Origin of the sequence: Petrocella atlantisensis (assembly GCF_900538275.1) — a bacterium.
GTDB lineage: Bacteria > Bacillota > Clostridia > Lachnospirales > Vallitaleaceae > Petrocella > Petrocella atlantisensis.
Genome location: NZ_LR130778.1, coordinates 2,642,804 through 2,656,203, shown reverse-complemented (window position 1 = coordinate 2,656,203; position 13,400 = coordinate 2,642,804). Strand labels below are relative to the sequence as shown.

The 13,400-nt window shown below is 37.9% G+C and carries 10 protein-coding genes; 1 reads left to right on the top strand and 9 read right to left on the bottom strand.

The annotated features are described in order from the left end of the window. Positions 1–132 precede the first annotated feature (132 nt). From PATL70BA_RS12200 to PATL70BA_RS12185, 4 genes are all read right to left on the bottom strand, one after another. A complete protein-coding gene (locus tag PATL70BA_RS12200; RefSeq protein WP_125137620.1) occupies positions 133–1,200 on the bottom strand; it encodes a TRAP transporter substrate-binding protein in 1,068 nt (355 codons plus the stop codon). 184 nt (positions 1,201–1,384) lie between these two features. Then, entirely contained in the window at positions 1,385–2,395 is a 1,011-nt protein-coding gene (locus tag PATL70BA_RS12195) for a TRAP transporter substrate-binding protein (RefSeq protein ID WP_197715763.1), read from the bottom strand. Further along, positions 2,379–3,977, bottom strand: a complete 1,599-nt coding sequence (locus PATL70BA_RS12190; RefSeq protein WP_172596235.1) for a response regulator — start codon at positions 3,975–3,977, stop codon at positions 2,379–2,381. The genes PATL70BA_RS12195 and PATL70BA_RS12190 overlap by 17 nt, the downstream gene beginning before the upstream one ends. Further along, positions 3,964–5,460, bottom strand: a complete 1,497-nt coding sequence (locus PATL70BA_RS12185) for a sensor histidine kinase (RefSeq protein ID WP_172596234.1) — start codon at positions 5,458–5,460, stop codon at positions 3,964–3,966. The genes PATL70BA_RS12190 and PATL70BA_RS12185 overlap by 14 nt, the downstream gene beginning before the upstream one ends. A gap of 336 nt (positions 5,461–5,796) precedes the next feature. Here PATL70BA_RS12185 and PATL70BA_RS12180 point away from each other — a divergent pair, with 336 nt between their 5' ends. After that, a complete protein-coding gene (locus tag PATL70BA_RS12180) occupies positions 5,797–7,002 on the top strand; it encodes an MFS transporter (RefSeq protein ID WP_172596233.1) in 1,206 nt (401 codons plus the stop codon). Positions 7,003–7,103: 101 nt separating this feature from the next. On the opposite strand, the gene ptsP is transcribed toward PATL70BA_RS12180, so the two are convergent. From ptsP to PATL70BA_RS12155, 5 genes are read right to left on the bottom strand one after another with little or no spacing between them, the layout of a single operon-like run. After that, entirely contained in the window at positions 7,104–8,810 is a 1,707-nt protein-coding gene (gene ptsP / locus PATL70BA_RS12175) for a phosphoenolpyruvate--protein phosphotransferase (protein WP_125137615.1), read from the bottom strand. Positions 8,811–8,818: 8 nt separating this feature from the next. Continuing rightward, positions 8,819–9,091, bottom strand: coding sequence for an HPr family phosphocarrier protein (locus PATL70BA_RS12170; RefSeq protein WP_125137614.1), 273 nt, complete (start codon positions 9,089–9,091; stop codon positions 8,819–8,821). Between the two features lies 1 nt (position 9,092). Beyond that, positions 9,093–10,358 carry a zinc-binding dehydrogenase gene (locus PATL70BA_RS12165; protein WP_125137613.1) on the bottom strand — a complete coding sequence of 422 codons (1,266 nt, stop codon included), beginning with the start codon at positions 10,356–10,358 and terminating at the stop codon, positions 9,093–9,095. Between the two features lie 10 nt (positions 10,359–10,368). Further along, positions 10,369–11,340, bottom strand: coding sequence for a 1-phosphofructokinase (pfkB, locus tag PATL70BA_RS12160; RefSeq protein WP_125137612.1), 972 nt, complete (start codon positions 11,338–11,340; stop codon positions 10,369–10,371). A 58-nt stretch (positions 11,341–11,398) separates the two neighbouring features. After that, positions 11,399–13,270 (bottom strand): PTS mannitol transporter subunit IICBA, encoded by a 1,872-nt coding sequence (locus PATL70BA_RS12155; RefSeq protein WP_125137611.1) that lies wholly within the window; start codon positions 13,268–13,270, stop codon positions 11,399–11,401. Positions 13,271–13,400: the final 130 nt, after the last annotated feature.

The window sequence follows — 13,400 nt, the reverse complement described above, 5'->3', positions numbered from 1 at the left end:
TTGTTGCAAAAAGATATTAAGATGCAGTGCTGTTCATCAACACGATTCATGTCTGTTGTACTGTTTTATTATAGAAAGCCGGATTTCCATCCGGCCTTCTAACTATAATATGGTTAATATGGCACAATTTGACTATTGTACTTCTTGAACTTGCTTAATAAGATCTGTGTACTCAGCTGCATATTTTTGATATACAGGTTCCATTGCTGCTGCAAATTCTGCTTTAGCTTCTGGTGTTAACTCAGTAATGATACTGCCTGCTTCTTCAACTTTTTTTCTTGACTCGACTTCTTTTGCTTCCCATTTTTCAATTTGGAATGCTTGAGCTTCTTTGGCAGCTTCTTTCATGATTGCAAGGTCTTCTGCTGATATTTTTTGCATTGCAATACTACTTGCGATGATAATCTCAGGAACTCTTACATGACCGTCAATGGTGTAATATTTTGCCACTTCAAAGTGTGAAGAAGTGTCATAACTTGGCCAGTTGTTTTCAGCGCCGTCAATAATACCTGTTTGAATCGCACTGTAAACTTCACCATATGGAAGTGGTGTTGGAGATGCACCAAGTGCTGCTACCATGTCCATCATAAGTTCACTTTGCATAACTCTAAATTTAAGTCCTTTTAAATCTGCTAAGGAAGTAATTTCTTTTTGAGAGTTGTAGAAGTTTCTTTGACCTGGATCAAACCAACCAAGGCCTACGAAGTTTGCTGATTCAACACTCTTTAAGAAATTTTCGCCGATTTCACTGTTGAGTACGTTCCACATATGGTCTGCATCACGATAAATATATGGTAATTGTAATACGTTAAGAGAAGGTGCAAATTCTGTAAGTGGCGCAATACTTGTTCTGGTTAAATCAATCGCACCAATCTGTACTTGTTCAATAACGTCTTTTTCTTCACCAAGTTGAGCCGCTGGGAATACTTCAATCTTAACACGGCCTTCTGTTTTTTCTTCAACCAAACGCGCAAACTCATAATCACCTAATGTTGTAGGATAATCTGCTGGATGTGTTTCTGCTAGCTTCAATACAACCGCTTCAACTGGAGCAGGTTCTTCTTCAGGTGTTTCTGCTGTTTCAGTAGTTGTCTCAGTTTCTGCTGGTGTTTCAGCAGGTGTCTCTGTTTTAGCACATCCGACAGCAAGTGCCGCCATCATGGCTACAATAAATATAATACCTAGTAACTTCTTAATCATTGGTGTTACCCCCTTGAAATTTGTTGGATTATGTTTCGACTACATGTACATCATACAAGGGATCATAACTTACAACAATTCATAATCTTGTTATTATCATCAATATCTTGCGTCATTAGAACTTACTAAGAATGGTTATCATCTGTGCCATGACTATCTTGTCATAGTAGCATTATCTTATTCTCTACTCCAAGCTCTCCATGTTCTGAATACGTTCAACCATCTCCAGATAGTCGTTAGCATATCGATCATATAGAGGACGAACGGCTTCAACAAATGCTTGTCGATCTTCAATCTCTGTGATGATAATGCCTAAATCTCTAAGCTTTTGTTCTGATTCCTTTTCTTCTATCCGCCATTTATCTCTTTGATAGATTTCAGATTCTTCGGCACATGCCATAATGATTGCTAAATCTTCTTCTGATATACGGTCCAAAATCTTATTACTGGCAATTAACATTTCTGGAACACGTACATGTTCATCTATGGTAAAGTACTTTGCAACTTCATAATGGAGTGAGGTCTCATAGCTGGGAAAATTATTTTCAGCACCATCAATGACACCTGTCTGTATAGAGCTATAAACCTCCCCATAAGCCATAGGGATTACGGAAGCACCCAGCGCCCTTGCCATCTCGACCATGAGTTGACTTTCCATCACTCGAAACTTTAATCCTTCTAAATCCGATAATGTCTTAATCTCTCTGACACTGTTGTAAAAACTTCGAGCACCGGCATCATACCAAGCCAGTCCGATGAGTCCTTTATCTTCTATACTATCCAAGAAAAAATCGCCTATATCACTATTTAGCACCTGCCACATGTGATCACTGTCCCGATAGATGTATGGTAGCTGCAGTACGTTTAATTGAGGTGAAATCTCCGCCACTTGCCCCATACTGAGTCGTGTAAAATCTATGGCACCAAATTGTACCTGCTCCAAAACCGCCTTCTCAGGTCCCAGTTGTTCAGAATCATATACTTTAATGATAATGCGACCTTCCGTACGTTCTTCAACTAAGCGGGCAAATTCTCTATCCGCTTTTGTCGTCGGGTGATCGGATGGATGGATTTCAGCCAATCTAAAATAAGTGACTTCCGGCTGTTTAACAACGGTTGTTGTTTCACCATTACATCCTGAAAGAAGAATGACCATACAAACCATCCCAATCCAAGCTCTATAGTTCTTCTTCAATAACATCACCTTCCTTTTCAAGTATGTCGCCGTTATACCACTTATTACGATACTCTGAAGGGGTCATCCCCTCATATTTTTTAAAAACCCTTGTAAAATAATTAGAATCTACATAACCAATCTCATAGCCGATTTCTTTAATGGACAATAAAGAGTTCTTAAGGAGTCTCTTTGCAACCATAGTTCTAACCGAACTGACGTAATCAATGAAATTCGTGTCCAAATGCTTTTTAAACACCTTACTAATATAACTAGGACTTAAGTCACAAATGGACGAGAGCTGGTCTAAGGTAATGTTTTCTGCATAATGAAGGTTAATATACACAATAAGTTTGTCCAATATAATAGATGTCTTATCTGCCTTTTGCTGGTCCAATTTTTCCATATATTGGTTACAAAAATCTCTAAGGAGGCACTTTGCCTCGTGATAATTACCGACTTTCATCGTTTGATTAAACAAATCATAGGTATAGAGATCCGACGCGTAAATATTATCAGAAACCCGCTCCCTTATTAATACAAAGTGTTCGTAAAGCTTTATCTGAATCATCTCCAGATTCTCTGATCCTGATGCTATATCATCAAATACCAGGTCGATGTATTTATCAAAAGCAACCTCATCTTTATCTTTTAGACTTTTTACCAATGCTTGAAGGTCCTGTTCATTTCTAGCGTCTTTCATAGGTATACGCTTATTGCAGTTCCCTTTTGCTGTAGAAAAAGACTTCCAAAGACAATCCAATCTTTTGCATATATCACCAATGCCAAAATCTGAATAAAGTTGATGCTCTGCTGCGAATAAACCATTAACTTCATTAAGAATTCTTCTTATTTTTTCCTGAATTTGAAGCAATTCATTTTGACTTTCACCTAATATCAATAAGTATATATGATCTTTTATAATGACAGAATATTTTGAGCTTACAATCTTACTAATCCTAGAATCTATAGCATCTAGTAAACGTCGGCGCATGACCTGAAGCCTTAGCCCTGAGGAAACAATGGTCTCATCCGCTTTCGCACTTACAACCACGCCCATCCCCCACTTAAAGCTTATACCGTTAAAGTCCAGATATTCTTTTCCTTGATCATCTTCGATATCCCCATTGATGACCGATGATAAAAATTCATTTTCCAGATATTTAGAAACTTGCTCCAATTTGGATGCCATCATTTCCTTCGTTTTAGCCTGCTCTTTTTCATGTTGTATGGACGCAATACTTTTATTAACCACCTCAATAAGACGTTCATTGGTCGCAGGTTTTACAATAAAATCTTCTACTCCAAGCTTAATGGCTTCATGGGCATAGTCAAACTGATCATAAGCTGTCAAAAAGATTATTTTACTGTTTACTAATATTTTTTTTAGAACTTTGGTGGCTTCAATACCATTAAGACCCGGCATCTGAATATCCATCATGATAATATTAGGACTATTCAAAGCTGCACTTGATATGGCTTCTTGTCCATTGGCCGCTTCAAAGAACTCAAGTTCTACATTTAATGCCTTACTCAAAATAAATTTAATAGCATCTCTTTCTATAGACTCATCATCGACGATTAAAATCTTATATTTTTCCATCCAAATCATTCCTTTCAAATTTGAATTCAACGCAGGTGCCAGCACCTTTTTTGCTCATCATTTTAAAGGATCCTTTATGTTGGTACATAATCATGAAACGGTGATAGACATTGCTAATACCGATACTATGGTGTTTCATTTCTGTAAAACTAAGTACTTCCTTTAAACGTCTAGGCGTCATGCCAATGCCTGTATCCGTAATACGTAAAGTAATCCATTCCTTACCATCTATTTCTCGACTTTTAATCTTAATGCGTATCTTACCACCTTCAACTTTTGGCTCAATACCATGAATAATGGTATTTTCAATAATGGGTTGTAGCATAAATATAGGAACACTCACGGATTTAGTCCCTTGATCTGCAATGATTTGATAAGTCAGACGTTCCTTGAATCTAAATTTTTGCAGATAAATATACTCTTCAGTTATCCATAATTCTTCTTGAAGGTGTATGACAGAGGACTGATTCTTCAGTTTGTATCGGAAAAGATTGGATAAGGCCTGAATGAGTTTCGTGGTATCTTCCGCTTCTTCAAACATGGCCGTTCTAGATATGGTATTTAATGTGTTAAATAAGAAGTGTGGGTTAATCTGAGATTGTAGTGCCTCAAATTGAGATTCTCTTAGCAGTTGTTCCATATGAACCACTTCAAGTTCTTCTTCATGAAGACGTTTTTCAATAACGACTTTTTCTTTTAAGTCGTTTACATATCGACGAATATTATGGCTCATCGTATTAAAGGAATCCGCAAGAATACCTACTTCATCTTTTGAAACAATGGCGATAGGTTCGACATTAAGATCCCCTGAAGCAATACGCATCGAATTGCTTGCAAGATTCTTAATTGGGTTTATAAAAGAATTAACAAAAAACAAACCGATGAACATCGTAAATAATGCACTTATGGCAATTAGAAAAATAGAAATCTGTCGCATAACCTTGGCCTCATTTGCCAACTTATTATACAATGCGTTACCTTCCCTTAAGCTCAAGTACAGAAGATCTTCTACATAGGATTGGACATAGATTTCAATCCGTTCTCCTTCATAGAAGGCATTAAAATACGTAGGTACGTTTTGCTCTCTTTCCTCTATCGCCTGATCCCAATTCTCATACATTGCTTCGGAAGCATTACGAATGGCAATAATGATAAAATAAGCATCCGTTGAGGTTAACGACTCTTCAAGCTCATCGATTTTAGCCATGAGTTCCATTTTTTTTTGCTCATAGGTATTTCGATCTTCAAGTTCAAGCTCTCTTAAATAGCTTGCTACCAAGCCTTTATTTTCACTTGTTATAACCAGTAGACTATTAATGCTGTAGTAGTTGGTCATCGTGGCATCAAACTGATCTACAATCCTGTAATTGTTATTGTTCAGATATAAATTAAAAAGACTTATTATGGCTATTACAATAAAAAAGTAAAATATCAGTTTTATTTTTATCGACAAGTGTAGCCAAAAGTCTTTTAATCTCTTCATAAGTTTTCGTCCTTTCAGGTAAGATGTCTTCATTCACCTTTATTCATATTATACTTTCTATCTATGGTATGGTCAATCCTACCCCTCTTAGAAACAACCTTGCACTATTTTATTCATCACTTCATCCTATAACCCATGCCTCTACTAAACAATAAGCATTTTTTGACAAAGTGTGCATTTTTTGACATTACTTTTTTCTTATTCATATTTGACTTTTGTTTTATGTTATAATTGGTTACGATGTCAAAACTATGAAGATACAAGGTAATTAGTATTGGCACATTCATGTATAACATTTTAAAAAATAGAAATACATCACTATCGGAGGAATCACTTATGGCTAAACCGTCGTTTTATTCACAACTGGATGCACGTAACAAATATATATTACTCTGCTGTTTTTTTGTCTTTGCAGTTAATGGCTTGTATGGTATGATTCTTGGTTCTTTGTTACCACTCATTAGTAGTGCCTACAATCTCAACAACACATTAAGTGGTGGCCTCATATCTGCCCATCAAGTCGGCAATCTTATTGCCGGCTTTATTGCTGGCGTTCTCCCCCTATATTTAGGTAGGAAAAAAGCTGTCATTTTTATGTGTGCCTTTGTCGTCATGGGCTTCTTAATCATGATTCTAACCGGTAATCCAGTCCTTTTAATCTTAGGTTTTCTATTTACCGGTCTAAGTCGAGGTAGTATATCTAATTTCAACAATACCATGGTCAATGAAATCTCAAACAGCAGTTCCGCAGCTTTAAATGTATTACATAGTATTTTTGCCATTGGTGCATTGCTGGCACCCTTCCTTGTTATATTCTCAACCAAGCTTACCGGTGACTTTGGATGGAAGTTATCTGCTATTGTCATCATCGTCTTAGCCATCATATCTATGATTCTGTTTTCTAGAATGGATATGGATGAATCTGTAAGAATCAAGCAAAAAACGGATAAGTCTTATATTTTTATCAAAGATCGAAAATTTCAAATTGGTGCCGGTATTCTTTTCTTCTACCTCTGTTGCGAAGCCACAATCAATGGGTGGATGGTTAAGTACTTTATCGATTCAGGTATTATGTCCATACAGTACGCACAGATGCTTGCATCATTATTATGGGTCGTTATTTTAGCCGGAAGGTTGACCACCGCTTTTATTGGCGAACGCATTCCCAAAAAAATTACATTAACCGTTTTAAGTGCAGGTACCGTTATGTTTTACTTATTATTACTCTCAACAAGAAATGTTACCACCATTACTTTTGCGATTATGGGTCTTGGCTTTTCTATGGCAGGTATCTATCCCACCACGGTATCAACGCTTGGTGGTATCATCAAAACCTATCCTATGTCCATGGGTGTCCTCTTAATGATTGGGGGTAGTGGTGCTATCATCATGCCCATTATTACCGGGGCTCTTGCTGATGGGTTTGGTGTCCTAGCAGGTATGAGCGCGATTATTGTTGCAACCTTAATGATGCTAATTTTTGTCGGCTTATACGTCTTTGATAAATCTAAACCAAGTAGACTTCCTTTAGAAACACCCTAGCATACACAAACACCTACGCTTTTAATAGAAGAAGACAGCCACCAAGTATTATGGACTTGGTGGCTGCCTTCTTTTTTGTATAGGGAGGATGATGTGTTACATTACAAAGCAGTCAAATCTAAGCCTTTTAAGACTTCTCGCACATCGCCTGCTTTGCTAAGGGCTTCTACAACCTCTATTCCTTGAGTGGATGTCATCTGGGAAATGGTCCACTTAACCTCCGGAATAAGGGCTACTGACATACTCAGCTTATGAATGCCAATACCTAACCAGTAAGGTAGTAGCTTTATATCTGCAGCGGCTTCACCGCATATGCTGACTGAAATATTTTCCTTGTTTGCTGCTTCTGCTATAATTTTCATGTTTCTTAGTACGGCAGGATCATATTGGGAATATAAGGCTGATATTTTCAAGTTGGAACGATCCACAGCCATGGTGTATTGAATCAAATCGTTGGTTCCGATAGAGAAAAAGTCCACTTCTTTCGCAAACACATCGGCCATAACAACAGCAGCGGGGGTTTCTATCATGATACCCACTTCAATAGCTTTGTCATAGGTTTTTCCTTCAAGATCTAATGCTTGCTTACAAGTCTCCAAAATACTTTTTGCTTGTCTAATTTCCGTAAGACTGGCAATCATTGGAAACATGATTTTGATTTTGCCATGGACACTGGCTCTAAGGATAGCTCTAAGCTGCGTCTTGAAAATCTCGACTTCTTCAAGACATAAACGAATGCCACGATAACCTAGAAACGGATTATCTTCCTTTGGTATATCAAACAGTGGGCTTTCTTTATCACCACCTATATCCAAGGTACGAATGGTAACATACCCCTGGGACATGGCTGTGGTTATTTTTTTGTAAATCTCATATTGCTCGTCCTCTGTTGGCAACCGGTCTTGATCCATGAAAATGAATTCGGTTCTAAAGAGACCAACACTCCTAGCATCACTTTTGATTATAAAATCAAGATCTTTGATCTGACTGATATTTGCAATCAGTTCTACTTCTATATGATCTTGGGTTTTACATGCCTTGCCTCTCAGACTGGCATACTTTTCTTCTTCTAAAAGCAGTAGCCTTTCTTTCTCATGATAGGCATCTAGACAATTCTGATCCGGACCTACGATGACACTGCCTTCTCGACCGTCAAAAACAACCTCATCCCCATCTTTTAACAAAGCAGTTCCTTTTTCTACGACCACGTAAGGAATCTTGAGTAATGTTGCAATAATTGCTGAATGGGCTGTTTTTCCACCTACTTCCGTTATGATACCTTTAACATATTTGGTCTCAAGAGTGGATGTTTGTGATGGTGTCAAATCGTGGGCAACCAACACATAAGGTTCATCAATGGGTCCCACATCACTATAATGTCCCATGATAAGATTGACAACGCGACAGGTAATATCCTTAATATCAATGGCTCTTTCCTTCATATAAGCGTTGTCCATAGCTTCAAAAATTGCGCGAATTCTATTCCCAACAACCGTCAAAGCCCATTCAGCACAACAAGCTTTTTCCAAAATATAGGCTTCTACTTGACCTATTAGTTCCGGATCTTCTAATATGCTTTGGTGTGCTTCAAATATCTTACTTTCCTGCTCACCAATATTCTTCTTGGTATTGAGCCGAATGGCTTCTATCTCGCCGATAGCCTTTATACGTGCATCATGAAATATCTGAATTTCATCATCGGCATTGCAATCCAGACGCTCTACGGCTTCCATAGAAGTATCATGTATCACTCGAACAGGACCATGGGCAATACCTTTGGCAATGGGTATGCCTTTGATGGTATGCATACCACCACCTACCCTTGGAAATTAGACGTGAACAGTTGTGAAATACTTTCCATTGCTTGCACTTCATCATCGCCTTCTGCTACAAAAGTCAGTCGTTCACCTTTTGCAGCACCCACACTCATTAATGATAAAATACTTTTAGGTTGAAATACTTTGTCGGATTTACCGGATTTCATGAGTTTAATGTCACAGGTATATTTCATAGCGACTTTCGCCAGCATACTTGCCGGTCTAGCGTGTAATCCTTCTTCTGCTTCTAATACAAAATCTTTCTTAACCATCTTAATCTCTCCTTTTCCCGTTCTCTAATAAGTATTTTTCAGCTTCAGCATTCCATAAGCCATTGTACTTCTTAACACATTCTGCTAAACCTTTAAAGAATGGATCATTTTCACCGAGCTTTTCAAAATCATCTATGGCTGTAAGAGGCATATCGATTTCGTTATAAATCATCTTCTTGCCTCCTGGAATGTTAGGTAAATCCAGTATCGTATCAATAACACAATTGATACCACCAATATGCGTTAGCATGACAGCGGGATTAATTAACTTCTTAGATGACATATCCAAAGATTCAATCATGTCATCCGCATTACCGCCTGTTGATCCCATGATATGGGTTGGTGTATAATGCACATTGTAAAAGTTGATGTTTGCGTTAAAAGTTGTGTCTGAAGGTCCGGCAAAAAAGTTCATACAACCATCTTTACCAAGTATTTTATCGCCTTCTTCGATAACAGGTCTTACAGGTGCATAAACAAATACATCATCATAGCCCTCACCACCACTTAGGTCCATTAGGGTCTTTACAGAATCTGCTTCTTTCATGGTATTAATAAAATGTAGCTGTACACCTTGTTTTTCTGCTTCTTCTTGTGTGAAAAGAGATCTTGCACGGTCCAGTCTGGTGTCATCAATATCTGTTACAACCAATAAAGAGGGCTTTCTGTCACAATGTAGCGCATAATCAATAGCACCAAGACCCATAGGACCGGCACCGGCTAGTAAGGCCATTTTACCGTTTTCTACGATGCCCATATAATGCTTGTACTCACCTGTCTTTGTGTGGTAGTTGGCATGGAAGCCACCAATGACACATGACATCGGTTCTGATAAAGATGCTTCGTAAAAAGCTTCTCCTTCATATTTTAGAAGAAAGCCAAGTTCCATGACTTCTCTTGGAATAATGCAATAGGTCGCTGAACCGCCAAAAAATTCAAAAGAATATCCGGGTGCATAAGGGCTGCCTTTATAATTTAAGGCCGGTTGTATGGCAAATTTTTCTCCGGGTGTAAACTGATCTTGCCATTCTTCCCCTACTTCTACAATGACGCCTGAGAATTCATGACCCATGATTGTAGGGTTTGTTGCGATATTCTCAGGAACACGTTTGTGCTTACTGCCTTGTATTACGGCTTTGTATGTGGACATACATACACTGTCCGTAACGACTTTTACTAAAATCTCGTCTTTTTTAATAGCCGGTAACTCAAATGTTTCTAGTTTTAATGTGTTGACATCATATAATCTAACCGCTTCTGTTTTCATTCAATCACTCCTATTTCGTCATGTTTTCCATTATATTAACAGTAATCTCTTGGTACAGCTCATTGACTCTTGTTAAACTGCCCATATGGGTGCCTTCTTCTTCAATAGATGCACTACTGGATGCAACACCAAGTCTCATGATGTCCATAAATCTTGCAAAATCCAATGTTTCATTGTTTTTCATGACCTCGTCTATGCCAAAAGCAATACCCGCTACCATGGAATCACCAGCACCTACTGTACTGACAACCTTTAGCTTTAGAGCATCAATCTTAGCTGTTCCATCCTTACAAACCACGAGACAACCTTTTTCACCTTGTGAAATGACCACAGCATAGATGCCCATATCTACCAATTCGTGAGCTTTTAAGATCATATCTTGGTCATTATCAAACTTCTTTCCAAAATACATTTCTAACTCATTTTGATTCGGTTTTATGATCCAAGGTAAACCTTTGATGCCCAACTCAAGTACATCACGATCTGCATCTAGAATGACTTTAGCACCTTTTTCCTTGCCAAGTTCACACCAATGTTTATAGATATCCTTAGGAACACCTTGTGGTAAACTGCCCGCCAAAACCAAAATATCCTTTTCTGATAAATGATTAATGAGATAGGCATCGAGTGTCTCAAGTGTTTTGCTATCTACAATCGGCCCTTTTTCATTAATATCTGTAAAAGTATGGTTGTTGTGATCCACTACCTTTATATTGATACGGGTTTGTCCAGGTGTCTTGATGGCTTTATAGCTAATGTTTTCATCATCTAGTAAGCTGGTCAACCGATGGCCAATATCGCCGCCGGTAATCATGACCGCTATACTATCACCTTTTAATTTGTGTATCATCTTCGTTACATTAATACCTTTGCCACCTGCATCTTCTCTATAATCTTTTACACGATTAACCTGATCTACTTTGAAATCATCAATTTTCAAGGTTTTATCAATGGCAGGATTTAAAGTTACTGTATAAATCATGGACTACCTCACTTTTATTGTCAGATTACCAATCACGAACTTGGTTTGAAGGTCAAACCTAATTGGTAAATTGCTTGTATATATAATCTATATCTGTGGTTTGACTGAGTTGCTTAATTTTCTCTTCATCTTCAACGATCTCTGCAAGATTAGATAGAATCATAAGATGTTCATTACCTACACCTGCAATCCCAACGACTAAATATACTGTATTGCCGCTAAAATCAACGCCTTCCGGAAATTGAAGTATGCTGATACCTGTCTTAATGATTTTTTTCTTAGCATCGCTAACACCATGAGGTATTGCTGTGCCATTTCCAATGTATGTTGAGAGTTCACTATCACGTTGAACCATAGCGTCAATGTAACCTTCTTCAACATAACCGCCTTCGAAGAGAATCTGTCCTGCCATTCGGATAGCTTCTTCTTTTGATCTTGAAGGAAGACCTATACGAATATTTTGCTTTTTCAATGGTTGATACACATCTTCACTTTCCGTAGGTTCTTCAGATGATGGCTGAAGTACTGCAAATCTTTCTGCCAAGCGATCGTATATATCTGTATTAATAAAGTCTGATATGGATATATGAATAGCACCAGGGACAACACTTTGTGCGCGCTTTGTCAGCTTTTCGTGGGTGATGACAAAATCACTTTGATTATCTAGCTGATCAATAGAACAGTTAATAACTTTTATATTGACCTTGGCTTCTTTTAACGCTGCTTTGAGTTTACTAGCACCCATAGCACTTGATCCCATACCGGCATCACATGCAACTGCAATGGTTTTTACTTGTGATAAGTCCAAATCTTCTTCAATCTTATTGATGATCTGTGTTTTACTGCTATTTTTCATTTGACTAACATTTTCTTTTGCTTTTGTCAAAGCATCTTCTTGCTCACCTTTTTTATTAATAAGGACTGCACTGACCAAGAAGGAAACACCTGCTGATACAACAACACCCGCAAGTACCGGTATCAATCCACCTCTAGGTGCCATAGCTGAGAGTGCAAAAATACTTCCTGGTGATGGAACAGCGACTAGGCCTGCACCTGTGATTACGAATGTGAATACACCGGATGCTCCACCTGCTATTACTGCAAGTAACAATGAAGGCTGCATCAAGATATATGGGAAGTAGATTTCGTGAATACCACCTAAGAAATGGATGATAATCGCGCCTGGTGCAGATTGCTTAATCATACCTTTTGAAAATACCCAGTATGCTAATAAGATACCAAGTCCAGGTCCCGGATTGGTCTCAAGCAAGAAGAAAATGGATTTTCCGGTTTCTGCTGCTTGTTCTATACCAAGTGGACTTAAGACACCATGGTTAATGGCGTTGTTAAGGAATAATATTTTGGCTGGTTCTATGAATATAGATGCTAGTGGTAATAAACCGGCGTTTACAAATGCTTCAACACCTGCTCCAAATGTATTACTAATACCTTCAACAACCGGTCCTATACCTACATAGGCTAGTAATGTTAATATTGTTCCTAAGATACCTGCTGAGAAGTTGTTAACCAACATTTCAAATCCTGTTGGTACTTTTCCATCAACCGATTCATCAAACTTCTTCATAAGGTAACCGGCTAAAGGTCCCATAATCATACCACCAATGAACATTGGGATACTTGTTCCTACAATAACACCCATGGTTGCCACGGCACCTAGCACACCACCCCTTGTGCCATATACCATTTTACCACCTGTATAACCGATGAGTAATGGTAATAAGTAAACAATCATCGGACCAACTAGAGTCGCTAAGTTTTCATTTGGTAACCATCCTGTTGGTATAAATAATGCTGTAATTAGACCCCATGCAATAAATGCACCAATGTTTGGCATAACCATACCACTTAAAAAACGTCCGAACTTCTGTAAATTCTGAGCGTTAGCATTTTCATTTGTTATTGTTTTCATTTTTAACCTTGTATGATATTTATAGAAGTAAATATCACACTTTCCTTTCTTTTTTATTCGTGACTATAATACATTCAGATACTGTGGTACCTTTGATTTTTTTCTGTAGCACAGACTACTTAACAGGAGT

Coding starts and splice junctions, on each gene's coding strand:
- PATL70BA_RS12200 (WP_125137620.1), bottom strand. CDS start 1,200: ATGATTAAGAAGTTACTAGGTATTATATTTATTGTAGCCATGATGGCG.
- PATL70BA_RS12190 (WP_172596235.1), bottom strand. CDS start 3,977: ATGGAAAAATATAAGATTTTAATCGTCGATGATGAGTCTATAGAAAGA.
- PATL70BA_RS12185 (WP_172596234.1), bottom strand. CDS start 5,460: ATGAAGAGATTAAAAGACTTTTGGCTACACTTGTCGATAAAAATAAAA.
- PATL70BA_RS12180 (WP_172596233.1), top strand. CDS start 5,797: ATGGCTAAACCGTCGTTTTATTCACAACTGGATGCACGTAACAAATAT.
- ptsP (WP_125137615.1), bottom strand. CDS start 8,810: ATGCATACCATCAAAGGCATACCCATTGCCAAAGGTATTGCCCATGGT.
- PATL70BA_RS12170 (WP_125137614.1), bottom strand. CDS start 9,091: ATGGTTAAGAAAGATTTTGTATTAGAAGCAGAAGAAGGATTACACGCT.
- PATL70BA_RS12165 (WP_125137613.1), bottom strand. CDS start 10,358: ATGAAAACAGAAGCGGTTAGATTATATGATGTCAACACATTAAAACTA.
- pfkB (WP_125137612.1), bottom strand. CDS start 11,340: ATGATTTATACAGTAACTTTAAATCCTGCCATTGATAAAACCTTGAAA.
- PATL70BA_RS12155 (WP_125137611.1), bottom strand. CDS start 13,270: ATGAAAACAATAACAAATGAAAATGCTAACGCTCAGAATTTACAGAAG.